Below are 22,213 nucleotides of genomic sequence, written 5' to 3'. Positions count from 1 at the left end.
CGGCGTAGGCGCACGTCAGGAGAAGTCGACCTTCTCCCACTCGAATCCCTCCGCCCAAGCCGAGTCGCCCTCCGCGAAGCCGGTGAACGCTGTCACCACCTCCGCCAGGCTCCCGGCCTCCGTGCGGTAATGCCGCTCCGGCGACCCGTCCCGACGCTCCAGCGAGAACTTCCCCTTCGGAGCCGCCGCGAACTTGCCCTGTCCTATTTGGACATAGTGATCGCCGCGTTCCAAGACCGCGTACCAGTTCTTCGCCGACAACCGGCCCAGCGCCGCCTTGATCCCTGCCGCATCAGGGTTTTCGACCCGGGAGCCGTCGCACATGGTCAGGTCCAGGACGTTCGGCCGGTGCACCTCGCCAGTCTGCGGATTGAACACCGTCAAGTCGTGTTTTCGGGCCAGGTCAAGGACAACGCGCGTCACCTCGACCGCGCGCGGGTGTTGCATCGTCAGTACCGCGCCATCGCCGGAGCGCTCGATCGCCGCGTTCCATGGGGATGCTTCGAGGTCCTCGTGCAGTTCCGGGTATTTCGCGGTCAGGTCACGGCAGAACCCGTCAAGCGACGAGTCAGCCGGGTCCGAACCTTCGCAAAGACGGGCGTAGCGGGCTTGCGGATCATCGGCATCCCCAGCCCAGACTCCCAGGTCGTAGCTCACCATGCCCCCTCAGGAAAGAATCAGCTCTGCGCCCCCGCGAGCAGAGCCACGTTCATCACGTACTCGCCATATCCCGACTTGGCCAGTTTGGTCCCCAGCGCATGGCATTCGTCCGCGCTGATGAAGCCCATCTTCAGCGCGACCTCTTCCAGACACGCGATCCGCACGCCGGTCCGGTGTTCCAGTACCTGCACGAACTGCCCGGCCTCCAGCAGCGAATCGTGCGTGCCCGTGTCGAGCCACGCGAAGCCGCGGCTCAGCTCGATCAGTTTGGCGCGGTCGCGGCGCAGGTAGGAGAGGTTGACGTCGGTGATCTCCAGCTCGCCGCGCGCCGAGGGCTTCAGGTTGCGGGAGATGTCGACGACCTCGTTGTCGTAGAAGTACAGCCCGGTGATCGCGTTGTTCGACCGCGGCTTCTCCGGCTTTTCCTCAATGGACAGCAGGGTGCCGTTCTCGTCGATCTCGCCGACGCCGTAGCGCTCGGGGTCCTTCACCTGGTACCCGAACAGGACGCAGCCGTCCAGGTCGGTCGCCGCGGTGCGCAGGGTGGTGGAGAAGCCCTGGCCGTAGAAGATGTTGTCGCCGAGGACCAGCGCGACCGAATCGTCGCCGACGAAGTCCGCGCCGATCACGAAGGCTTCGGCGAGGCCGTTCGGGCTCGGCTGTTCCGCGAACGAGAAGGACAGGCCGAACTGGCTGCCGTCGCCGAGGAGGCGGCGGAAGTTCGGCAGGTCGGCCGGCGTCGAGATGATCAGGATCTCCCGGATCCCGGCCAGCATCAGCACCGAGATCGGGTAGTAGATCATCGGTTTGTCGTAGACCGGCAGCAGCTGCTTCGACACGGCCTGCGTAATCGGGTGCAGACGGGTTCCGCTGCCCCCGGCGAGCACGATGCCCTTCACAGCCCCTCCTCACGTGCGGTGGTGGGGTTCACCGTACCGAGTGAGCTTCGAGGTCGTCTGGGACTCCGCTCAATTCAGAACGCGGGGCCTTTGCCGAAATACGCCTGGCAGCCGTTCGCGTACTCGGTGGCGATCTCCAGCACGTTCTTCCCGCCGTCGACCGGCAGCACGGTGGACGAGTAGTTGGGGCAGTAGTTGTTGTAGATGCCGGTGATGTGCACCGGCGCGGGCATCTCGTACCAGTTTCCGGCGCCGAAGTTGTCGTTGGCCAGCAGCGTCTGCCCGTTTCCGGACACCGGGGTGCCGTCGGCCCGCGTGTAGATCTGGCCGACCATCACCAGCCGCACGCCGTTCGGGCCGCCGGGGAACAGGGTGGTGGTCTGGGCGTGCTGGAAGTAGTTGCCGTTCGCGGTGTTCACGCGGGTGCCGGGGTCGGCCGGGTCGCCCCAGTTCGCGCCGTCGGCGGAGATTTTGTAATACGGATCGCAGTAGCGGTCGCGGTAGTTGCAGATCTCGTAGCCGAACCAGTACCGGCCGTCGGGCAGCCTGCGGATGTTCGGCATGCCCGGCCGCACCCTGGACGGCCCGATGGCCATCGTGAGCTGCTTGGTTCCCCAGTTGATGCCGTCGGTGGAGGCGACGCGGTTGAGCACCTGGCCGTACTTCGGCGCCTGCGTCTCGTCGGCGTAGTGCAGCCAGAGCGTGCCGCCGGCGTCCACAGTGAACTCCGGCTCCCAGATGCCGTCGTGGTTGTGCGAGAGCGCCGCCTCGGAGAGGTACCGCCAGTTGCGGCCGCCGTCGCGGCTGGCCCACACCTTGATCCCCATCCGGCGCTGCGGACCCGAGTCCTGCCGGTAGGTCGCCGCCCAGAGCAGCGTGCCCGCGCGCAGCCTGCCGACCCGCTGCGGCAGTTCGTAGAGGGTGCCGCAGCATTGGCCGAACTTGGCGTCCGGGTCGCGGATCTCGCTGATCCGGTGGAAGGTCTCGCCCTCATCGGTGCTTTCGAGGATCGGCGCGAACCGGCCGTTGCCGTCCTCGCTGGTCAACGCCGCGATGATGGTCCCGCGACCGAACGGCGAGTACTCCAGCCGCACCAGCCTCGGGTACGAGCCGAAACCGGGTACGAGCAACTTCTTGCCCGCTGCTTCCGCGACCGGCGCGAGCACGGTCGCGAGGACCGCCAGCGAGGTGAGGAAGGCAAGCACGGGAGTCCAGCGGCGCATTCAGAAACTCCTCTCACGACCAGACGGGCGATTACACCACGTGGTCGCCTGGACACCATCGATTTCGCCTGGTCACCCGCGTGAGTCCACCCCTTCGAGGAGATCGCTGGGCTGTTCAGGGGCACCCGCCGCGTAACGACCGGGCGGAGCGTGACGAAAGATCATCGGGAGGCCCCGTCGGGGCACGCTAGGGGGAACCATGCGCCGCACCATCGGGCGTCTCGCCGCTGTCTGCGCGGCGGTGGCGATCACCGCGTCGTGCTCGCTGCAGCCGTCGGGTGTCGGGGCGATCGTGCGCCAGCTGCCGGACGAGCCCAGCCACGTCCCCGCGCCGGTGCTTCCGCCGCCGCCGGAGCTGGAAGAGCCCCGGTTCGTCGAGGCTCCCACTGAGACCCACCAGGGCAAGGGCAACGCGACGGTGCCGCTGACCTGGCCTTCCGGGGTCGCGGGCTTCCTGAAGTTCGACTGCCCGAAGTGCGACGGGCACATCGCGGTGAAGACCGACGGCATAGACAGCCTGCTGGTCAACGCCGGCAACCCCTACCACGGGACGGCCTGGTTCAACGTCTCTCTCGGCGGCAGGTGGGTGCACAAACTGGACATCACCGCGGACGCCGCCTGGACCGCGACGATCACCGACTACCGCGGCCTGCCGATGGTCGAACCGGGCAAACCGCACAGCGCGCACGGCGACGCGGTGCTGGCGATTCCGCCTGGCATGACGCGCGGGAAGTTCACGACGAACTCGCGGGGGCACAGCGGGGTCTGGACGATGTGCGACGGACAGAAGGACCTGGTCGTGAACCAGATCATTCCGTATGACGGGGAGTTCCCGCTGCACGGGCAGGCGTTCGTGGCGGTGGAGGCTTACGACGGGGATTGGACTTTTACGGCCTCGTGACGCGGCCGTTTTCAGGAGCTTTCGTACGCTTTGGTCACGCTGTTGACGAACTCGGAGAGCCGTTCCTGAGTCTCCGCTTGCGTTGCCGTGTCAGCGTTGTTGTCGATTTGAAAGATCCGGCCCTGCAGTGCCCGGTACTTGAGCAACTCGTCGAGGCCTTCGTGGTCGTACAGTTCGCCCGCCGCCGTGGTCGGCAACCGATGGTCGTCCGAGACGGAAATATTCACCGACAATTGGTCGACAGCGATCATCGGCGGCGTGGCCCGGACCTTGAGCCGCCGGTCGCGCGTCTCGGGTTCCGCATGCACGTGAATTACCTGCGATCGCAGCAGGACGTCGTCGCCGAACTCGCGCAGTGCGTCCAGCATGTCGGCTCGAGCGAATTCGACCAGGGTGATGCGCGTGGCGCTTTTGCTCGACCAAACCTGTTCGGCGAGAGACTTCAACGCGGGCTTCAGATGGATTTCGTCAGCCACCCGGAACGCTCCGCCAAGAGAGGGCCGGAACCCCCTTCCACGCGTGTCGTCCAGGAGAATCGCACCGTGGACGAAGTCGCGAAACGCGTATACGTAGTCCGTTAGTTCCTCGGTCTGAAACCGACGTTTCCGCAGCAGCAGGGACAGCTCCCTGCGGATAGTGGACTTTCCGGCTCCGGGGAGCCCGACGATGAAAATGACGGACGAGTCGCGCCGGAACGCGACGTGCGTCACGATGGCTTTCTCCGCGGACTTGTCCAGACGGTAGATGGCCCGGGTTTCGGTGATTCGCTCGAGAATCTGCGACTTGCCAGTCGCGGGCCCGGTGTTCTCCAGGATCTTCTCCGCGATAACGGATTCGTACGGCGCTGAGCTCGCCCAGATTTTCTCGAAGTTGCTGCGAAAGACTTCGAGCAAGGACGGGCCGCCCAGTTTGGTGGGGAAGTTCTTGCCGGAGTCCCGGTAGTTCACGATGATCGTGGCGCTTTCTCCGCCCCGGAAGATGTGGTACGAGACATCCTCGCTGGCCAGAACTCGCGGTACGCGCACTTCGACGCCGCTCTTGACGAGTTCCGCGCCGGCAGTCAACGACTGTTGCGACGTGCTGATGACGACCCGGACCTGACCGCGCCGATGTATTTCCACCCACGCGGCCTGCATTTCCGCGAGAAGACCTTTGTTTTGCGCCGGCGTCAGATTAGGCGTGAAAATGTCGAGATTGTCTACCTGCGGGTTTTTCGAGGCTTGCAAAATGGTCGACACATAGCTTCGCCGATATACCGAACGCGACAATCCCGCGGGAACCTGCCGCCGCTGCCACGCCAATCGTCCGGTTGCGACGACTACCGCGACCGTGAGTCCGCTGAATACTGAAACCGCCCAAGCCAACACAGGTGGCATTAGCATCTCCAGTTGCAGTCGCCAACTGGCCGCTAACTATAGCATTTCCGGACGATTTCCCAGCCGCTGAACAGGTCACGAGCGGGTGGTCTCGCGAGCCCCGCGCACCCGGCCCGAAGTGCCGTTCGACACCGGCGCACCTGCGGGCATCCGAACCGGATACCCGCAGGTCAACGCCAAAAAGTCACCGGTAGTTGGTGAACTGCAGAGCGATCTCGAAGTCCTTGCCCTTCAGCAGGGAGATCACGTCCTGCAGCTGGTCCTTCTTCTTGCCCGACACCCGCAGCTGGTCGCCCTGGATCTGGGCTTGCACGCCCTTCGGGCCCTCGTCGCGAATGAACTTCGCGATCTGCTTCGCCTTGTCCGACGCGATGCCCTGCAGGATCTTGCCGCTGATCTTGTAAATTTTGCCGGAGATCGCGGGCTCGCCTGCCTCGAAGGCCTTCAGCGAGATGTTCCGCTTGATCAGCTTCTCCTTGAAGACCTCCACCGCCGCGAGGGCGCGCTCTTCGGTCTCCGACTCGATCGCGATGGCTTCCTCGCCGGACCAGCTGATGCCGGTTCCGGTGCCGCGGAAGTCGAACCGCGTGCCCAGTTCCTTGCTGGCCTGGTTCAGCGCGTTGTCCACCTCCTGGCGGTCGACCTTGCTCACCACGTCGAAAGAGGGATCCGCCACGTGTCCTCACACCTTGTCTCAGCTCGTCAGGGACCCCCAGCGTAGCGCCGGGGGATCCCGGTTGACCGCCCGTCCGGACCGTTGGGTATCCTTCTTCCCGGCCGGTTCGCCCGGCCATGGCAGGTTACCCAAGCGGCCAAAGGGATCTGACTGTAAATCAGACGGCTCAGCCTTCGGGGGTTCGAATCCCTCACCTGCCACACCGCAGCACCCCGGGACCGACCAGGTCACGGGGTGCTTTTGGGTTACCCGGCCGACCCCGGACGCGCTCAGCGTCAGCAGGCGAACTTGGTCGCGTCGCTCGACGGTTTACAGTGCGCGCCGAACGCGTCCCGCGTGGCCGCCAGGCCGTCCTTGCCCTGGTTGATGTCGCTCGTCATCGTGGTGAAGTCGCCGGACGAGCAGGCGGCGATCGCGGCGCGGAAGTTCTTCTCGGCGCTGTCCATGGGTTGCTTCAGGACATCGGGCCAGGTGGCCGTGTCGGTTTCCAGGCGGGTCTCGTCACCCTGGGCCGCTGTGCAGTCACCGGGCGAGAGTTGCATGGTTTCCGGGTCGAAGGTCCACAGCAGACTGAACGAGGCTCCCGGCGGGGAGCCGGACCCGGCGTCCGTCTGGTACTGGACGTAATCCACTGAACCGCCGGCGCCGGGCTGACTGCCACCGCCGCAGCCCGCGAGCAGGGCGGACACTGACGCTCCGGCGAGAATGGCCGTTCGCAGCCTGATGGATCGAGTCATGGTGACCCTCCTTGCCTGGCGACGTCGAAGCCGAAATGCTCTGGCAGTCGTCGAAGGCTCTGCCCCTATGTCGGAGAAACCCGCCCGCCCGCTACGGAGGGCTTGACCCTCCTGCGGCAGGAGGCTGCACGCTCGTCGGCATGAACGAATTTCGCGGCCCGGTCCCGATGCCCGCCTACGACGCGGTCTCCCCGGGCAACTACCTCGGCTTCTACGGGATGCCGATGTTCCCCAACGTGCCCACCGCCGACCTCGACGCCTCCACTGACTTCTGGCTTCGCGGGCTCGGCTTCGACAACCTTTTCACTATCCCCGGCCAGGTCGTGCACCTGCGCCGCTGGGCGTTTCAGGATGTGCTGCTCAAGCCGGGGACGCCCGCGGCTCCGAGCGAGGCCAGCATCAGTTTCTCCTGTGTGCTCAGCGAACTCGACGAAATCGCCAAGCGGTGTGAGGAAATCACGCCGGGCTGCACGAGCGGGCCGGAGCTGATGCCGTGGAACTCGCGGGAGTTGACGGTCGTCACGCCGGAAGGCACGAGGGTCGTGATGACCGCCGCGGAGCCGATCGACCCGGACGGCCCCGTCGCGGAGCGGATGCGCGCCGTGGGGATCGACGTCCCACGGCAGTGAGCTGCGACACTGAGGCCGTGACCGAGCAAGACGGCCTCACTGTCGGACGCACGGCGACGCTCGTCGGCGTGAGTGTCAAAACCCTGCACCACTGGGACGCAGTCGGCCTGGTGCGCCCAAGCGAGCGCACCAGGTCCGGCTACCGCGTGTACTCCGCCGACGACATCGCGCGCCTGCACCGCGTTCTCGTCTACCGCGAACTCGGCTTCCCCCTGTCAGAAATCGGCCGCCTCCTGGACGACCCGACCGCCGACGCGCACGCCCACCTGACCCGCCAGCGCCGCGAACTGCGGGAGCGGATCGAGCAACTGGAACACATGGTGGACGCAGTCGACCGGATGGCAGCGGCCACCCGCGGCGGGATGCAACTGACCGCCGAAGAGCAGGTCGAGATCTTCGGATCCGACTGGAACCCAGAGTGGGTAGACGAGGCCGCAGAACGCTGGGGCGACACGAAGCAGTGGTCCGAATACCGCGAGCGGACCACCGACCTGACCCCGCAAGACTGGCAGGAAGCCGCAGCCGAACACGAGACCCTCCACACAGACCTCGCCGCAGCACGACGAGCGGGGATCGAACCCGGGACACCAGAGGCGAACACCCTCGCGGAGCGACACCGAGCAACGCTGTCCCGCTACTTCGACTGCACGCATTCGATGCACGTGTGCATCGGCCGAAAGTTCGTGGCCGAGACCGGCTACACGGAGTACTACGACGCGCTGGCACCCGGCCTAGCAACCTGGCTACGAGACGTGATCTTCGCCAACGCGATCACCCACGGAGTAAACCCAGCAACAGCAGTCTGGGAGTAACCAAACCGCAGCCGGTGCACCCACGATCGAGGCACCCAGCCCCTCCCCCGCACCCCGATATGAAGCGTCCCTGCACACTCAAGCTTCGGGGTGCCCCACGCAACCCCCAGCGATGTTGCCGCCAGGCGACGAGCTCACCGCCCCCGCCGAGCCATTTCTTCAAGCCGCCGAATCCGGTCCTCGATCGGCGGGTGGGTCGAAAACATCTTGCTCAGCCCAGCCCCAGGCCGAAACGGATTAGCAATCATCAAATGCGACTGCGACACCACAGCAGGCTCAGGCGCAAGAGGAGCAGCCCGAGTCCCCATCTCCAACTTCCGCAACGCCGAAGCCAACGCCAACGGATCCCCAGTCAACTCAGCCCCAGAAGCATCCGCCTGATACTCCCGAGACCGACTAACCGCCATCTTGACAACCCCAGCCGCAATCGGCCCAATCAACACCAACAGCAGCGACATAAACGGATTACCGTCGCGATCATTCCCCCCAAAGAAGAACGCGATATTGGCCAACACACTGACCACACTGGCCAGCGCTCCAGCCACACAAGAGATCAAAATGTCCCGGTTGTACACATGCGACAGCTCATGCCCAAGCACCGCCCGCAACTCGCGCTCGTCCAGCAGTTCCAGAATCCCGGTGGTGCAACACACAGCCGCGTGCTGCGGATTACGCCCAGTAGCGAAGGCATTAGGCGCCGCAGTAGGACTCACATACAACGAAGGCATCGGCTGCCGAGCAGAAGTAGCCAGCTCCCGCACGATCCGGTACATCGCGGGCTGCTCAACCTCGGACACCGGCCGCGCGTGCATCGCGCGCAGGGCCATCTTCTCGGAGTTGAAGTAGGCGTAGGCGTTCATCCCGAGCGCCACGATCAGCCCGATCACCAGGGCCCCTCGCCCGAACAATCCGCTGATCCCGACGATGATCGCCGAGAGCAGACCGAGCAGCATCGCCGTCTTCAGCCCGTTGTGGTGCTTGTGCACGCGCGCTCGCCTCCGTCCGCTCTGGCAGCTGCCGCAAAGTGGGTTACTCACTGGAAACAACGCGATCGGGGGACCCGAAGTTCCTTCGCATGATCCTGGTCCGAGTTAGGGTCAGCGGGCAACCCAACCGACCGGGGCAGGTGAGCGATGCACGGTTCCCAGTTTTCCCGGCGAGGGCTGTTTACGCTGGTCAGCGCGGGTGCGGCGGCGATGCTCGGCAGTACCGCCGCAGCGGCCGGGCGGGTCAGCACCGTGCAGGTCGGCGGGACACTTTCGGCGATCGCGGTGAGTCCGGTCACCGGGCTGGTTTACGCGGCCGACCAGGCGTCCGGCACGGTCCTCGTGCTCGATCCGGACGCGGGGAAGGTGGTGTCCGCGCTCGCGGTGGGCGGGGAGCCGAGCGACGTCGTGGTGGGCACCGACCGGATCTACGTCGCCAATCCGCCAGGCGGCACGGTGCTGGCCTTTGACGGCCAGACCCACCGGTTGCTGAGCGTCGTCAGCGCGGGAGCGGGCGCCTCGGCGGTCGCGATCGACCCGCAGGCCAACCTCGTGTACGCGGTGAGCGGCAAGACCGGCACGTTCGCGGTGCTCGACAGCATCAGTCTCACTCAGCAGGACCTGTTGCCCGCGCCGAAGCCGGGCCTCGCCGGGATCGCGCTCGACCGCGGCCGGCGGCGCGCCTACTGCACCAGCCCGACCACGAACTCGGTCGAGATCTGCGACCTCGACCAGGGGGCGTTCACCGCCAGCGTGCCGGTGGGTGCTTCTCCGACCGGGATCGGCGTGCACGAATTGAGCGGCTCGGTGTTCGTGGCGAATTCGGCGATCCACCATCTGTCCATTGTGGACGGATCGGCGCGAGCGCAGGTAAAGACCGTGCTCTTGCGCAGCGAGGCGTCCTCGCTCGCGGTGCATCAGGGCAGCGACGTCGTGTACACCAACGGTGGGCAAAATGGACTGTCTCGTGTGGACGGACGAACGGAAACCCTTACCGGCGAGCTTGGTCTCGGCGTTAATCCGGGCGCCGTGGCGGTGGATCAGCGCACGCGCACGGTGTACGTGACCGATCCGCTGCACGGCACCGTCACCATCGTGCGCGATTTCTGACCGCACACATGAAGTTACTCCAGGTATACGGTGTCCGGTATGGAACTTGGTCTCCAGGTCCCCGACTTCACCGTGCCGGGAGGGACCGCCGCGCTCGGCGAGGAGCTGGCCGGAGCGGCGCGGGCGGCGGACGACGCCGGGTTCGCCTACCTCGCGGTGATGGATCACTTCTTCCAGATTCCCAGCGTCGGCCCGAGCGATCGCCCGATGCTTGAGGCGTACACCACGCTCGGCTATTTCGCCGCGCACACCCAGCGCGCGAAGTTGTTCACCTACGTCACCGGCGCGATTTACCGGCATCCCGGCCTTCTCGCGAAGGCGGTCACCACACTCGACGTGCTGTCCGGCGGGCGGGCCATGCTCGGCATCGGGGCCGGGTGGAACGGGGAGGAAGCCCGCGGGCTCGGCTTTCCTTTTCTCTCCACTTTCGGGACCACAACCCGAGATCGCGCTGGTTTCTGGACTGAGCGATTTCGACGGCCCCCGGGCCGGCGAAATCGGAAGGGAAGAAACCAGCTTCCCGGCGATCTCGGCGCCACAGCGAAGCCGGGGCAATCAAACACAGCAAGCTCGACGTGCTCAAGCGGCACTGCGAAACCGAGGGTCGCGACTACGCCGAGATCACGAAGACGGTTTACCACTATCTGGACATCGGCGCGTCCGGGGAGAAAACCGGCGAATTTCTCGCCGAGGCACGAAGACTGCACCGGCTCGGCGTCCAGGCCATGATCGGCCCGCTGCCCGGCGGCACGGACCGGCGACGCATGGAGATTTTCGCGCAAGACATCATTCCGGCGGTTAAGGAGTTGGCATGAAACTGGGGTTGCATCTCGCTCAGCAGACCTGGCCGAACGGCCCGGCGGCGCTCGGCGCGGACCTGGCGCGGGTGGCCCGGACCGCGGACGAGGCCGGGTTCGAATACCTCTCGGTGATGGACCATTTCTTCCAGATTTCCGCCTACGGCCCGCCCGAGCACGAAATGCTGGAAGCCTGGACCACGCTCGGCTTCCTGGCCGCGCACACCGAACGCGTCAAACTGCTCACTCTCGTCACCGGCGTCATTTACCGGCACCCTGGCCTGCTCGCGAAAGCGGCGACGACGCTCGACGTGCTGTCCGGCGGACGGGCGATCCTCGGCATCGGAGCGGGCTGGAACGAGGAGGAGTCCCGCGCGCTCGGGTTCCGGTTCCCGCCGATGAAGGAGCGCTTCGAGCAACTCGAGGACGCGCTCCGGTACGTCCACCAGATGTGGGCCGAAGGTGACGAACCCTTTACCGGCACGCACGTCAGCGCCGAACGGCTGCTGAACAGCCCGCCGCCGATCCAGCGTCCGCATCCGCCGATCATGATCGGCGGGAGCGGCGAGAAGAAGACGCTGCGGTTCGTCGCGCAATACGGCGACATCTGCAATTTGCTGCCCAACGCGGACCTTCCGCGCAAACTGGAAGTTCTGCGGCAGCACTGCGAAGACGTCGGACGCGACTACTCCGAGATCACGAAAACCGCTTCACTGCGCCTCGATACCGGTGAAAACGGCGAGAAAACCGGGCAACTGCTGGATGAACTGGGCCGGCTGTCGGAGCTCGGGTTCAGCGTCGCGACCGGCTGGGCGGAAGGCGTTCCGGACCCGGCGGTGCTCGAACGGTTCGCCACCGAAGTGATCCCGGCGGCGGAAAAGCTGTGACCCGCTGACGAACGGGTGACGGCTGCGCCATCCGGTGCCAGCCGGTCACCCGTTCGTCACAGCACCTCGCGGCATTCCGCCGCCGTCATTATCTCGGTTCCGAATCGACTCCGGTGACGTTCCCGGCGCGCTGTAACGACGGCCGGGTGCGGATCGACCTGCCCTACGCAGATCGCGTCGCTACCGGAGGAGCCTGGTACATGACCACATGTCGACTCTGCGGTTCGGAAAGAACCGCCAGCGTGGTCGACCTCGGCGCGACCCCGCCGTGCGAGCGGTTCCTGACCGCCGCGCAGCTGGCCGAACCCGAACCGACTTTCCCGCTGCATCTCGAAGTGTGCACGGAATGCTGGCTCGCGCAGCTCCCGCCGCTGCTCGATCCGGCCGACACTTTCACCGATTACGCGTATTTCTCGTCTTTTTCCACCTCGTGGGTCGAGCACGCGAAACGGTTCACCGACGCCGCGGTCGAGCGGCTCGGGCTGACCGACCGGTCTTTCGTCGTCGAGGTCGCCAGCAACGACGGATACCTCCTGAAGCACGTCGTGGAACGCGGAATCCGTTGTCTCGGCGTGGAACCTTCGGTGAACGTCGGGCAGGCCGCGCGCGAGGCCGGGGTGCCGACGCACACCGCGTTCCTCTCCGCGGAGACCGGCCGGGAGGTGCGCGCCGAACACGGTCCGGCCGACCTCGTCGTGGCGAACAACGTCTACGCCCACATTCCGGACATCCGCGGGTTCACCCACGGGCTGCGCGCGCTCGTCGCGGACGACGGCTGGGTGTCGATCGAAGTGCAGCACCTGCTCACGCTGATCGAAAAGAACCAGTACGACACGATCTACCACGAGCATTTCCAGTACTACACGGTCGAATCGGCGAGGCAGGCGCTGGCGACCGGCGGCCTGACCCTGGTCGACGTCGAACTCCTGCCGACGCACGGCGGGTCGATCCGGCTCTGGGCGCGTCCTGCTGAAGCCGCCGGGGAGCCGAGCGCCCGGATGACCGACGTGCTGGCGCGGGAGAAGGCGGCCGGGCTGCACGAGCTGTCCGGGTACACCGAATTCGCCGACCGGGTCACCCGCGTCCGGCTGGAATTGCTCGAATTTCTCCTCGCCGCCCGGAAAGCCGGGAAAACGGTCGTCGGGTACGGCGCGCCCGGCAAGGGCAACACCCTGCTGAACCACTGCGGCATCCGGCCGGACCTGCTGGCCTACACGGTGGACCGCAATCCGTACAAGCACGGCCGGTTCACGCCGGGCACCCGGATCCCGGTCGTGGAGCCGGACCGGATCGCGGCCGACCGGCCGGACTACGTGCTCGTCCTGCCCTGGAACCTGCGGGACGAATTGACCGAGCAGCTTTCCTACGTCGGCGCGTGGGGCGGCAAGCTCGTCTTCCCGATTCCGCGCCTGGAAATCGTCGAGGTGGCAGTGAAGTGAAGGTCGTTCTGTTCTGCGGCGGGTACGGCATGCGGATGCGCAGCAGCGAGGCGTCCGACGTGCCCAAGCCGATGGCGATGGTCGGTCCCCGGCCGCTGATCTGGCACGTGATGCGCTACTACGCGCATTTCGGGCACACCGAGTTCGTGCTGTGCCTCGGCTACGGCGCGCACCACATCAAGGACTTCTTCCTGCACTACGAGGAAACGACGTCCAACGATTTCGTGCTGCGCGGCGGGAAGCCGGAACTGCTGTCCACCGACATCGCCGACTGGACGATCTCCTTCGTGCAGACCGGCATCGAATCGCCGATCGGCGAACGGCTCCGCCGGGTGCGCGACCACCTCGACGGCGACGAGATGTTCCTCGCCAACTACGCCGACGTCCTCACCGACGCGCCGCTGGACAACATCGTCGAGCGGTTCCGGAACACCGACGCGGGCGCTTCGATGCTCGTCGTGCCGCCGCAGTCGTCGTTCCACTGCGTCGAGATGGACGAGGGCGGCCTGATCGGCGCGATCACTCCGGTCAGCGAACTCCCGTTGTGGGAAAACGGCGGCTATTTCGTGCTGCGGCAGGAGATCTTCGACCACATCCCGGAGAACGGCGACCTGGTCGCCGACGGCTGCGGCGAACTCGCCAAGCGCGGCCGGCTGCTCGCCTACCCCTATCGCGGGTTCTGGAAGCCGACCGACACGGTCAAGGAACGCTACGCGCTCGACGCCGCGTACACGCACGGCGACCGGCCGTGGGCGTTGTGGGAACGCGAAAAGGTGCACTCGTGATCCGCCTCGGCGCCGAGCTGAAGAGCATCGTCGTGCTCGGCGCGCATTGCGACGACATCGCTATCGGCGCGGGTGGCACGCTCCTCGAGATCTGCGGACAGCGTCCCGGGCTTCAGGTCGACGCGCTGGTGCTGTCCGGCGGCGGCACCGACCGGGAGACCGAGGAACGCGCCGCGCTGGCCGCGTTCTGCCCGGGCACCGAGCTGAACGTCACGGTGCTCAAGCTGCCTGACGGTCGCCTCCCCTCGCACTGGGAGGAAGCCAAGAACGCGCTGGAAGACCTCCGCCGCCGCACCGATCCGGACGTCGTGTTCGCGCCGCGCACCATCGACGCGCACCAAGACCACCGCGGGCTCGCCCAGCTCGTGCCCACGGTGTTCCGCGGTCATCTGACGCTGGGCTACGAGATCGTCAAATGGGACGGGGACCTCGGACGGCTGCCCGCCTACGCGCCGCTGTCCGACGACGTGATGCAGCGCAAGATCGAATTGCTGCACGAGCATTACGGCTCTCAGCAGCACCGGCCGTGGTACGACCGCGAGGCCTTCCTCGGCCTCGCGCGGATTCGCGGAATCGAATGCCAAGAACGCTATGCCGAGGCGTTCGAGGCGAACAAACTCGTCATCGACCTAAGGGGCTGAAGGCATGCGCGTGCTGCTCACGGGGCACACGGGATATCTGGGCACGGTGATGGCACCGGTGCTCGCCGCGGCGGGACACGAGGTCATCGGCCTCGACTCGGGCTTGTTCGCCGCTTGTGTGCTCGGCCCGGCCCCGCACGATCCGGTCGGGCTCGCCGTTGACCTGCGAGACGTGAAAGCCCAGCACCTGCAGGGTTTCGACGCGGTGATCCACCTCGCCGCGCTGTCCAACGACCCGCTCGGCTCGCTCGCCCCCGAGCTGACCTACGACATCAACCACCACGCGTCGGTGAAGCTCGCGAAACTCGCGAAGGAGGCCGGGGTTTCCCGGTTCCTCTACGCCTCGACCTGCTCCGTCTACGGCGCTTCCGGCGGCAGTGGCCTGGTCGACGAGGACGCCCCGCTCCGGCCGGTCACGCCGTACGCGGAGTCGAAGGTCCGCGTGGAGGCCGAGGTTTCCGAGCTGGCCGACGACGACTTCACTCCGGTGTATATGCGCAACGCCACCGCGTTCGGCTTCTCGCCGCGGCTGCGCGCCGACATCGTGCTGAACAACCTGGTCGGCCACGCTTACCTGTCCGGCGAGGTCCTCGTGCTCTCCGACGGGACGCCGTGGCGGCCGCTGGTGCACGCCGACGACATCGCCCACGCCTTCACCGCCGCTCTCGAAGCGCCGCGCGAAGCCGTGCACAACAAGGCGTTCAACATCGGCACCGAGCGCAACAACGTGACGGTCGCCGAGATCGCCGAAGAGGTCGTCGCGGTGGTGCCCGGTTCCAAGCTGCGGATCACCGGCGAGGCCGGGGCCGACCCGCGCTCCTACCGCGTCGATTTCTCCCGGTTCCGCGAGGCGGTCCCCTCCTTCGACTGCAAGTGGGGCGTGAAAGACGGTGCGCTGCAACTGTTCGATGCCTACCGCCGCAACAGCCTGACCCAGGAACAGTTCCAGCACCGCTTCACCCGGCTGAACTGGTTGAGCGACCGGCAGGCCGCCGGAGCGGTCGACGCCACCCTGCGGCACGCCTGATGCGCACGGGGCCCGAGATGCACGCTCTGGTGGAAAGGTTGTACCCGTTCTGCCGGAGCATCACCGGCGACGGCGTACGGCAGACTCTTGCCGTCATCGGCGAGCACCTCCCGCTCGACCGGTACGAGGTGCCCAGCGGCACCGAGGTGCTGGACTGGACCGTGCCGCCGGAGTGGAACATCCGCGACGCGTTCGTCGCGGATTCCTCCGGACGGCGGGTGATCGACTTCCGGAAGTCGAACCTGCACGTGGTCGGCTACAGCGTCCCGGTCGACCGGGTCGTCAGCCTCACCGAACTGCGCACGCACCTGCACACGCTGCCGGAGCAGCCGACGCTGATCCCGTACCGCACCAGTTACTACTCCCCCACCTGGGGTTTCTGCCTCGCGCAGGACGTGCTCGACACGCTGCCCGAGGGCGACTACCACGTCAAAATCGACTCGACGCTCGCCGACGGACACCTCACCTACGGCGAGCACGTGGTGCCGGGCGAGGTGTCCGACGAGGTGCTCGTCTCGTGTCACCTCTGCCATCCGTCGCTGGCCAACGACAACCTCGCCGGTATCGCCGTCGCCGTCGCGCTCGCGCAGGCGCTGGCCGGGGAAAAGCCGTACTACACCTACCGGTTCCTGTTCATGCCCGGCACGATCGGCGCGATCACCTGGCTGGCGCGCAATTCCGAGCGCATCGACCAGGTCAAGCACGGCGTCGTGCTGGCCTGCGCCGGGGACCGGGGTTCGCTGACCTACAAGCGCAGCCGACGCGGGGACGCCGACATCGACCGCGTCTTCGCGCACATCCTCAAGGACAAACCGCACGAGATCCGCGATTTCTCGCCGTACGGCTACGACGAACGCCAGTTCTGCTCCCCCGGGTTCAACCTCGGCGTCGGCTCGCTCACGCGCACGCAGTACGCGGGCTACCCGGAGTACCACACCTCGGCGGACAACCCGTCCTTCGTCGATCCGGACTCGATGGCCGACACCCTCGACACGCTGCGGACGGCGTTTTCCGTGCTGGACCGCAACCGGCGCTACGTGAACCTCAGCCCGTACGGCGAACCGCAGCTCGGCAAGCGCGGACTGTACGACTCGCTCGGCGGGCGCAGCGACGCGAAGGAAGCGCAGCTGGCCATGCTGTGGGTGCTCAGCCTCTCCGACGGCGACCACAGCCTCCTCGACATCGCCGAACGGGCGGACCTGCCGTTCGGTGCCGTAGCCGCGGCGGCTGATGCCCTTCAAGCCGCCGGACTGCTGAAGGAGTGAGGCCGTGCCGTCGATCCTGCGTTCGCGAGCCGTCCGCGCGATGGCGGGACGGCTCAGCTGGGGCCTTGGGGACCAGGCTGTTTCGAGCCTGACCAACTTCGTGGTCGGCCTGTACGTCGCGCGCTCGCTCGGCGCGACGGCGTTCGGCCTGTTCAGCATCGCGTGGGTGACGTACGGCGTCATTCTCAACATCTCGCGCGGCCTCGCCACCGACCCGCTGATGGTGCGTTTCTCCGGCGTCGCCAGGGCGAGCTGGCGGACCGCGGTGGGCCAGGCGGTCGGGACCGCGCTCGTCGTGGGAGTCGCTTCCGGGCTGGTCAGTGTCCTTTTTGGACTCGTGGTCGGGGGTTCGCTCGGGGCGGCGTTCGTCGCGCTCGGGGTGGTGCTGCCGTTCTTGCTCGTGCAGGACTCCTGGCGGTTCGGGTTCTTCGCGCAGGGCACCGGGCACAAGGCGTTCCTCAACGACGGGATCCAGGCCGTCGCGTTGTTCCCGGCGCTCGTTCTCGCCGCGCGCTACGACACCGTGGTCGCGTTCCTGCTGGCCTGGGGCTGTTCCGCCGGGGTCGCGGCCGCGTTCGGCTGGGTCCAGACGAGCGTCCTGCCGCGGCTCAGCGGAGTGCGCACGTGGCTGCGGGACCATCGCGACCTGGGCGTGCGGTACCTCGTGGAGAACGTCAGCAACAGCGGTTCGTCGCAGCTGCGGGCGTACGGGCTGGGCGCGATTTCCGGGCTGGCCGCGGTCGGCACGGTGCGCGGCGCGGAACAGCTGCTCGGGCCGTTTCTCGCGCTGCTCATGGGACTTTCCCTCGTCACTGTCGCCGAGGGAGCGCGGGTGCTCCGCCAGTCGCCGCATCGGTTGTGGCACTTCTGCGTCGTGCTCGGTGCCGCGCAGGCCGCCGCTGCCTTGATCTGGGGACTCGGACTGTGGTTCTTCGTTCCCGAAGACGCTGGCCGGTTCGTGCTCGGTTCGCTGTGGGACAGCTCGTCGCTGCTGGTCCCGGCGGTCACGATGGCGGTCGTCGGCGCAAGCTTCACCACCGGCGCGACGGCCGGGCTGCGCGCGCTCGGGATGGCGCGACGGAGCTTGCGGTCACAGCTGATCGCATCCGCGTGCTACGTCGTGTTCGGCCTGATCGGGGCCGTGCTCGGCGGTGCGGCTGGCTCGGAGTGGGGCGTCGCGGCCGCCACGCTCACCGGATCGGCCGTGTGGTGGTGGCAGCTGCGCAGCGCGCTCCGCGACCACTTCGCGGCGGTGCCGGAGTTTCCCGCCGCGTCAGGTTCATTCAGCCAAGCAGAACTCCATTCGGCTTCCGAGGAGATGAAACCGGCATGAGCACGGTGCCCCGGCTGACCATCGGTCTGCCCGTCTACAACGGAGAGGAATTCCTCAGCGAAGCACTCGACGCGCTGCTCGGGCAGACCTACGAGGACTTCGAACTGATCATCTCCGACAACGCGTCCGAAGACGGCACGGAAGAGATCGCCCGGAAGTACGCGCAGGAGGACTCGCGGATCCGGTATCTGCGCCAGCAGCGCAACATCGGCGCGACCCCGAACCACAACGTCCTGCTCGACCAGGCGCGCGGCGAGCTGTTCAAGTGGGCGTCGCACGACGATCTCTACGGCCGGGAGCTGCTGGCGAAGTGCGTCGAAGCGCTCGACGCGCGGCCGGAGATGATCCTCGCGCACTCGCATCAGGCGATCATCGACGAGAATGGCGCGGTGACGGTGCCGCTGGACTACCGGCACAAGACGGATGCGCCGCGACCGTCGGTACGGTTCAAGAGCCTGCTGTTCGAGCCCGGCGGGGACGATTTCTACGGTGTGATGCGCACGGCGGCGCTGCGTCGCGTCACCCCGATGGACAGCTACCACCACGCTGACCGCACGTATGTGGCTGAGCTGGCGCTGCACGGCCCGTTCTATCAAGTGCCTGAGCTGCTGTACTTCCGCCGCGATCACCCGGACCGGGCGGAGCGCGCGAACCCGAGCAAGCGCTCCCGGTGCGCGAATCTCGATCCGAAGCGCGGCAACGCTCTCACGAACCCGACCGCGCGGCTGCTCGCCGAGTACGTGTGGGGTTTCGTGCACGGGATCCGCTCCGCGCCGCTGTCGTCGGGCGAACGTCGCGCCTGCTACCTCGCGCTGGTGGAGTGGTTCGCCAGCCGGGCCCGGCCGGGCGGAGGCGGGGAACGCGTCGAGGACCGGGCTCCGGTGCACGCGGCCGAGCTGAATCTCACGGTCGACCGCGTGGTCGCCGGGCGCGAACGGCGGGTGCCGTGACCGTTCGGGTCGGGGTCTTCGGACTTCTCGGTTCAGGCAACCTCGGCAACGACGGCTCGCTGGAAGCGGTGCTCGGCTTCCTGCGGACGGAACATCCGTACGCGAAGGTGTCCGCGTTCTGTGGTGGGGCGGACACCATTCGCGCGCGGTACGGGATCCCTGCGGTGCGGCTTAACTGGTACAGCGGCGAGTACCGGCACGCGTCCGGGCTGCGGTCGATCGCGACCAAAGCCCTCGGGAAGGTCATCGACGTTTTCCGCACAGCCTGGTGGGTGCGGCGGCAGAACGTGGTGATCGTTCCGGGCATGGGCGTGCTGGAGGCGACGCTTCCGTTGCGGCCGTGGGGATTCCCGTACGCGCTGTTCCTGCTTTCGCTGTGCGGGCGGCTGGGGCGGACGAAGGTCGCGCTGGTCAGCGTGGGCGCCGACCGGATTCGGGTGCCGGCGACGCGGTTTCTGGTGCGGTATGCGTCGCAGCTCGCGGCGTATCGGTCCTTCCGTGATGAGCTGTCGCGTTCGGCGATGGCGGACATGGGGGTGCGGGTCACCAATGACCGCGTTTATCCCGATCTTGCCTTTGCCTTGCCGACTCCGGCCGCCGTCGAGGATCCGCGGGCGGTTGGTATCGGCGTGATGGCGTACTACGGCGGCAACGACGATCGTGCGCGCGGTGACGAGATTTACCGGGCGTACGTGGATGCGATGACCGAGTTCGTGCGGTATCTGGTTCGCCAGGAACGTCCGGTCCGGCTCTTCATCGGGGACCGGATCGATCTTGAAGTGGTGGACGAGATCGTCGAAACGGTCGACTCTCCGCTGCTCTCCGCGGCTGTCCCCGGCACGCTGAACGAGCTGATGCGCTCGATGGCCGAAGTAGGCACGGTCGTGGCTACTCGGTACCACAATGTGTTGTGCGCGTTGAAGGTCGGGAGGCCGACGGTCGCGATTGGATACGCGAAGAAGAACGACGTGCTGATGGCCGAAATGGGGCTCGGCGGGTTTTGCCAGGAGGCCCGCGCGGTCGACGTTCCTCGGTTGATCAAGCAGTTCGAGGAATTGCAGCGACAGGCACCGGAGCTCAAGGCGGAACTCGCCGCTCGCAACGAGGAATGCAACCAGCAACTGAAGGACCAGTTCGCCCTGTTGTCGAGGTCGCTCATTCCCGCGGAGGTGTCGTGAAAGCCGTTCCCGTTCCGTCGATCTCGGGTGTGTGGCTGTTCCAGCCGACGCCGCACCGAGACGATCGCGGTTTCTTTTCGCGGACCTTCGACGCCGAAGTCGCCCGGTCGGCCGGGATCGATCCGGACGGTTTCGCACAGGACAGCGTGTCCCGCTCGCTCCGCGGCGTGGTGCGCGGGATGCACCTGCGCTCCGGGGCGGGCGAGGCGAAACTGGTGCGCTGTTCGTTCGGCGAGGTGTTCGACGTCGTGGTCGACCTGCGGCGGGACTCGCCGACTTTCCGTTCCGTGGAAACGTTTCACCTCTCCGGCGACACCCAGGAGAGCATCTACATCCCGGCCGGATGCGCACACGGTTTCCAGGCGCTGAGCGACGTCGCCGACGTGTCGTACCGGATCGACCGCGCGCACGACCCGTCCGAGGACGTCGCCATCGCGCACGACGACCCGGAGCTCGCCATCCCGTGGCCGCTGCCCGCGGCACTGCTGTCCGAACGCGACGCATCGGCCCCTTCGCTGGCCGACGCCTTGAGGTGACCCGTCATGGACCTGCCACTCTCCCGCATCGCGAACGAACGACTGCACCGCGCTATACCCGGCGGTGCGCACACCTACGCCAAAGGCGAGGATCAATACCCCGAACATCTCGCGCCCGTTATTTCGCACGGGCGCGGCGCGTACGTCTGGGACGTCGACGGCAACCGCTACCTCGAGTACGGCTCCGGCCTGCGCGCGGTCAGCCTCGGCCACGCACATCCACACGTGACCGCCGCCGTGCGCGACGTTTTGGAGCGCGGCAACAACTTCGTCCGTCCGTCCATTGTGGAGCTTGAAGCGGCTGAGCAGTTCCTGGCGACGGTGCCGACCGCGGACATGGTGAAGTTCGCGAAAAACGGCTCCGACGCGACGACCGCCGCCGTCCGGCTCGCCCGCGCCGCCACCGGACGGCCGCTGGTCGCCCACTGCGCCGACCACGCGTTCTTCTCCACCGACGACTGGTTCATCGGCACCACCCCGATGTCGGCCGGGATTCCCGCCGCGACGATGGCGATGACCGTGCCCTTTCCGTACGGCGATCTCCCCGCGACCGAGCAGATGCTGCGCCAGTTCGGCGGGCAGGTGGCGGGCTTGATCCTGGAGCCCACCAAGGACGTGGCCCCGCCGGACGGCTATCTCGCCGGACTGCTCGATCTCGCGCATCAGCACGGTGCGCTGGTGATCTTCGACGAGATGATCACCGGATTCCGGTACTCCGAGCACGGCGCGCAGGGCCTGTACGGCGTGACGCCGGACCTCTCGACGTTCGGCAAAGCGCTCGGCAACGGCTTCGCGGTCTCCGCGCTTGCTGGTCGCCGGGATTTGATGGAGCTTGGGGGCCTGCGCGATTCGCGGGACCGGGTGTTCCTGCTGTCGACGACGCACGGCGCGGAGACCCCATCGCTGGCCGCCGCGATGGCGGTGATGGACTCCTATGCGGCCGACGACGTGACGGCCCGGCTGCACTCGCTCGGGGCTCGGCTGGCCGCTGGCGTGACGGAGGTGGCGACCGCGCACGGGGTCGGCGAGCAAGTGCTGGTGCGGGGGCGGTACAGCAACCTGGTGTTCGCGACTCTCGACGCGGATGGGCGGCCGTCGCAGGAGTACCGGACGTTGTTCATGCGGTGCCTGCTGGAGAACGGGGTGCTGGCTCCGTCCTTTGTGGTCAGTGCGGCGATGACGGAGGAGGACGTCGACCGGACTGTGGAGGTGGTCGCGTCGGCTTGCGTGGTGTACCGGAAGGCGTTGGAGGCTGGGGATCCGTCGCCGTGGCTGGGCGGGCGGCCGGTGAAGCCGGTGTTTCGGCGGAAGGCTTAGCAAGTACGTGAGGGGAACCCTGAGGGAATCAGATTCCCTCAGGGTTCCC

23 protein-coding genes, 1 tRNA gene and 1 pseudogene are annotated in these 22,213 nt (G+C 66.8%); 18 read left to right on the top strand and 7 right to left on the bottom strand.

Going from position 1 to position 22,213, the window contains the following annotated elements; all coding sequences use genetic code 11:
- Nucleotides 1–15 precede the first annotated feature (15 nt).
- The 3 genes from ACWDNU_RS09940 to ACWDNU_RS09930 all read right to left on the bottom strand — a co-directional run bounded on the left by ACWDNU_RS09940 (nucleotide 16) and on the right by ACWDNU_RS09930 (nucleotide 2,782).
- Nucleotides 16–657 (bottom strand): hypothetical protein, encoded by a 642-nt coding sequence (locus tag ACWDNU_RS09940; protein ID WP_449668521.1) that lies wholly within the window; start codon nucleotides 655–657, stop codon nucleotides 16–18.
- A 20-nt stretch (nucleotides 658–677) separates the two neighbouring features.
- On the bottom strand, nucleotides 678–1,559 hold the full coding sequence (gene rfbA / locus ACWDNU_RS09935) for a glucose-1-phosphate thymidylyltransferase RfbA (RefSeq protein WP_370932240.1): 882 nt from the start codon (nucleotides 1,557–1,559) through the stop codon (nucleotides 678–680).
- A gap of 74 nt (nucleotides 1,560–1,633) precedes the next feature.
- Complete coding sequence (locus ACWDNU_RS09930; protein WP_449668520.1) at nucleotides 1,634–2,782, bottom strand: sialidase family protein; 1,149 nt, start codon at nucleotides 2,780–2,782, stop codon at nucleotides 1,634–1,636.
- A gap of 199 nt (nucleotides 2,783–2,981) precedes the next feature.
- Between ACWDNU_RS09930 and ACWDNU_RS09925 the strand changes: the two genes are divergently transcribed.
- Nucleotides 2,982–3,683: a hypothetical protein gene (locus ACWDNU_RS09925; RefSeq protein WP_449668519.1), complete on the top strand. Its 702-nt coding sequence runs from the start codon at nucleotides 2,982–2,984 to the stop codon at nucleotides 3,681–3,683.
- An 11-nt stretch (nucleotides 3,684–3,694) separates the two neighbouring features.
- Here the strand turns inward: ACWDNU_RS09925 and ACWDNU_RS09920 are convergent, their stop codons facing one another.
- Together ACWDNU_RS09920 and ACWDNU_RS09915 are read right to left on the bottom strand one after the other, a co-directional pair.
- A complete protein-coding gene (locus ACWDNU_RS09920) occupies nucleotides 3,695–4,921 on the bottom strand; it encodes an AAA family ATPase (protein WP_449668518.1) in 1,227 nt (408 codons plus the stop codon).
- 322 nt (nucleotides 4,922–5,243) lie between these two features.
- Nucleotides 5,244–5,735, bottom strand: coding sequence for a YajQ family cyclic di-GMP-binding protein (locus ACWDNU_RS09915; protein WP_370932244.1), 492 nt, complete (start codon nucleotides 5,733–5,735; stop codon nucleotides 5,244–5,246).
- Between the two features lie 118 nt (nucleotides 5,736–5,853).
- On the opposite strand from ACWDNU_RS09915, the gene ACWDNU_RS09910 reads away from it, so the two are divergent.
- Nucleotides 5,854–5,935 (top strand) — tRNA-Tyr (locus ACWDNU_RS09910).
- A 75-nt stretch (nucleotides 5,936–6,010) separates the two neighbouring features.
- Here the strand turns inward: ACWDNU_RS09910 and ACWDNU_RS09905 are convergent.
- A complete protein-coding gene (locus tag ACWDNU_RS09905) occupies nucleotides 6,011–6,472 on the bottom strand; it encodes a hypothetical protein (protein WP_370932245.1) in 462 nt (153 codons plus the stop codon).
- A 140-nt stretch (nucleotides 6,473–6,612) separates the two neighbouring features.
- On the opposite strand from ACWDNU_RS09905, the gene ACWDNU_RS09900 reads away from it, so the two are divergent.
- Together ACWDNU_RS09900 and ACWDNU_RS09895 are read left to right on the top strand one after the other, a co-directional pair.
- Complete coding sequence (locus ACWDNU_RS09900; RefSeq protein ID WP_449668517.1) at nucleotides 6,613–7,101, top strand: VOC family protein; 489 nt, start codon at nucleotides 6,613–6,615, stop codon at nucleotides 7,099–7,101.
- 17 nt (nucleotides 7,102–7,118) lie between these two features.
- Entirely contained in the window at nucleotides 7,119–7,913 is a 795-nt protein-coding gene (locus ACWDNU_RS09895; RefSeq protein ID WP_449668516.1) for a MerR family transcriptional regulator, read from the top strand.
- Nucleotides 7,914–8,047: 134 nt separating this feature from the next.
- Here ACWDNU_RS09895 and htpX read toward each other — a convergent pair whose 3' ends face one another.
- Complete coding sequence (gene htpX, locus ACWDNU_RS09890; RefSeq protein WP_449668515.1) at nucleotides 8,048–8,899, bottom strand: zinc metalloprotease HtpX; 852 nt, start codon at nucleotides 8,897–8,899, stop codon at nucleotides 8,048–8,050.
- A 147-nt stretch (nucleotides 8,900–9,046) separates the two neighbouring features.
- Here htpX and ACWDNU_RS09885 point away from each other — a divergent pair, with 147 nt between their 5' ends.
- From ACWDNU_RS09885 to ACWDNU_RS09820, 14 genes and pseudogenes are all read left to right on the top strand, one after another.
- Nucleotides 9,047–10,009 (top strand): YncE family protein, encoded by a 963-nt coding sequence (locus ACWDNU_RS09885; protein WP_449668514.1) that lies wholly within the window; start codon nucleotides 9,047–9,049, stop codon nucleotides 10,007–10,009.
- 39 nt (nucleotides 10,010–10,048) lie between these two features.
- Nucleotides 10,049–10,366, top strand: a pseudogene (locus ACWDNU_RS09880) (LLM class flavin-dependent oxidoreductase); the annotation flags it as partial.
- Between the two features lie 218 nt (nucleotides 10,367–10,584).
- Nucleotides 10,585–10,824: a hypothetical protein gene (locus ACWDNU_RS09875; RefSeq protein WP_449668539.1), complete on the top strand. Its 240-nt coding sequence runs from the start codon at nucleotides 10,585–10,587 to the stop codon at nucleotides 10,822–10,824.
- On the top strand, nucleotides 10,821–11,693 hold the full coding sequence (locus ACWDNU_RS09870; RefSeq protein ID WP_449668513.1) for an LLM class F420-dependent oxidoreductase: 873 nt from the start codon (nucleotides 10,821–10,823) through the stop codon (nucleotides 11,691–11,693). The genes ACWDNU_RS09875 and ACWDNU_RS09870 overlap by 4 nt, the downstream gene beginning before the upstream one ends.
- Before the next feature lie 200 nt (nucleotides 11,694–11,893).
- Nucleotides 11,894–13,132 carry a methyltransferase domain-containing protein gene (locus ACWDNU_RS09865; RefSeq protein WP_449668512.1) on the top strand — a complete coding sequence of 413 codons (1,239 nt, stop codon included), beginning with the start codon at nucleotides 11,894–11,896 and terminating at the stop codon, nucleotides 13,130–13,132.
- Nucleotides 13,129–13,917, top strand: a complete 789-nt coding sequence (locus ACWDNU_RS09860) for a glycosyltransferase family protein (protein ID WP_370932253.1) — start codon at nucleotides 13,129–13,131, stop codon at nucleotides 13,915–13,917. Before ACWDNU_RS09865 ends, ACWDNU_RS09860 begins: the two co-directional genes overlap by 4 nt.
- Nucleotides 13,914–14,558 (top strand): PIG-L deacetylase family protein, encoded by a 645-nt coding sequence (locus tag ACWDNU_RS09855; RefSeq protein ID WP_449668511.1) that lies wholly within the window; start codon nucleotides 13,914–13,916, stop codon nucleotides 14,556–14,558. Before ACWDNU_RS09860 ends, ACWDNU_RS09855 begins: the two co-directional genes overlap by 4 nt.
- A 4-nt stretch (nucleotides 14,559–14,562) precedes the next feature.
- A complete protein-coding gene (locus ACWDNU_RS09850; RefSeq protein WP_370932255.1) occupies nucleotides 14,563–15,585 on the top strand; it encodes an NAD-dependent epimerase/dehydratase family protein in 1,023 nt (340 codons plus the stop codon).
- A complete protein-coding gene (locus ACWDNU_RS09845) occupies nucleotides 15,585–16,850 on the top strand; it encodes a DUF4910 domain-containing protein (RefSeq protein ID WP_449668510.1) in 1,266 nt (421 codons plus the stop codon). The genes ACWDNU_RS09850 and ACWDNU_RS09845 overlap by 1 nt, the downstream gene beginning before the upstream one ends.
- Before the next feature lie 40 nt (nucleotides 16,851–16,890).
- A complete protein-coding gene (locus ACWDNU_RS09840) occupies nucleotides 16,891–18,183 on the top strand; it encodes an MATE family efflux transporter (protein ID WP_370940586.1) in 1,293 nt (430 codons plus the stop codon).
- The gene (locus ACWDNU_RS09835; RefSeq protein WP_449668509.1) at nucleotides 18,180–19,133 is read left to right on the top strand and encodes a glycosyltransferase family 2 protein; all 954 of its coding nucleotides are present in this window, start codon (nucleotides 18,180–18,182) and stop codon (nucleotides 19,131–19,133) included. Before ACWDNU_RS09840 ends, ACWDNU_RS09835 begins: the two co-directional genes overlap by 4 nt.
- Nucleotides 19,130–20,311: a polysaccharide pyruvyl transferase family protein gene (locus ACWDNU_RS09830; RefSeq protein ID WP_449668508.1), complete on the top strand. Its 1,182-nt coding sequence runs from the start codon at nucleotides 19,130–19,132 to the stop codon at nucleotides 20,309–20,311. The genes ACWDNU_RS09835 and ACWDNU_RS09830 overlap by 4 nt, the downstream gene beginning before the upstream one ends.
- Nucleotides 20,308–20,847 (top strand): dTDP-4-dehydrorhamnose 3,5-epimerase, encoded by a 540-nt coding sequence (rfbC, locus tag ACWDNU_RS09825; RefSeq protein ID WP_449668507.1) that lies wholly within the window; start codon nucleotides 20,308–20,310, stop codon nucleotides 20,845–20,847. The genes ACWDNU_RS09830 and rfbC overlap by 4 nt, the downstream gene beginning before the upstream one ends.
- A 6-nt stretch (nucleotides 20,848–20,853) precedes the next feature.
- A complete protein-coding gene (locus tag ACWDNU_RS09820) occupies nucleotides 20,854–22,164 on the top strand; it encodes a glutamate-1-semialdehyde 2,1-aminomutase (RefSeq protein WP_449668506.1) in 1,311 nt (436 codons plus the stop codon).
- Nucleotides 22,165–22,213: the final 49 nt, after the last annotated feature.

Source organism: Amycolatopsis sp. NPDC003676 (assembly GCF_053587275.1).
Note: the sequence above shows the minus strand (reverse complement) of the source record. Positions and strands in the feature narration are given on the sequence as shown.

Bases quoted from the DNA above. Each gene is read 5' to 3' on its own strand.
- ACWDNU_RS09900 (WP_449668517.1), top strand. From the start codon at position 6,613: ATGAACGAATTTCGCGGCCCGGTCCCGATGCCCGCCTACGACGCGGTC.
- ACWDNU_RS09820 (WP_449668506.1), top strand. From the start codon at position 20,854: ATGGACCTGCCACTCTCCCGCATCGCGAACGAACGACTGCACCGCGCT.
- ACWDNU_RS09925 (WP_449668519.1), top strand. From the start codon at position 2,982: ATGCGCCGCACCATCGGGCGTCTCGCCGCTGTCTGCGCGGCGGTGGCG.
- ACWDNU_RS09845 (WP_449668510.1), top strand. From the start codon at position 15,585: ATGCGCACGGGGCCCGAGATGCACGCTCTGGTGGAAAGGTTGTACCCG.
- ACWDNU_RS09840 (WP_370940586.1), top strand. From the start codon at position 16,891: ATGGCGGGACGGCTCAGCTGGGGCCTTGGGGACCAGGCTGTTTCGAGC.
- ACWDNU_RS09930 (WP_449668520.1), bottom strand. From the start codon at position 2,782: ATGCGCCGCTGGACTCCCGTGCTTGCCTTCCTCACCTCGCTGGCGGTC.
- ACWDNU_RS09865 (WP_449668512.1), top strand. From the start codon at position 11,894: ATGACCACATGTCGACTCTGCGGTTCGGAAAGAACCGCCAGCGTGGTC.
- ACWDNU_RS09850 (WP_370932255.1), top strand. From the start codon at position 14,563: ATGCGCGTGCTGCTCACGGGGCACACGGGATATCTGGGCACGGTGATG.
- ACWDNU_RS09870 (WP_449668513.1), top strand. From the start codon at position 10,821: ATGAAACTGGGGTTGCATCTCGCTCAGCAGACCTGGCCGAACGGCCCG.
- ACWDNU_RS09905 (WP_370932245.1), bottom strand. From the start codon at position 6,472: ATGACTCGATCCATCAGGCTGCGAACGGCCATTCTCGCCGGAGCGTCA.
- ACWDNU_RS09835 (WP_449668509.1), top strand. From the start codon at position 18,180: ATGAGCACGGTGCCCCGGCTGACCATCGGTCTGCCCGTCTACAACGGA.
- ACWDNU_RS09885 (WP_449668514.1), top strand. From the start codon at position 9,047: ATGCACGGTTCCCAGTTTTCCCGGCGAGGGCTGTTTACGCTGGTCAGC.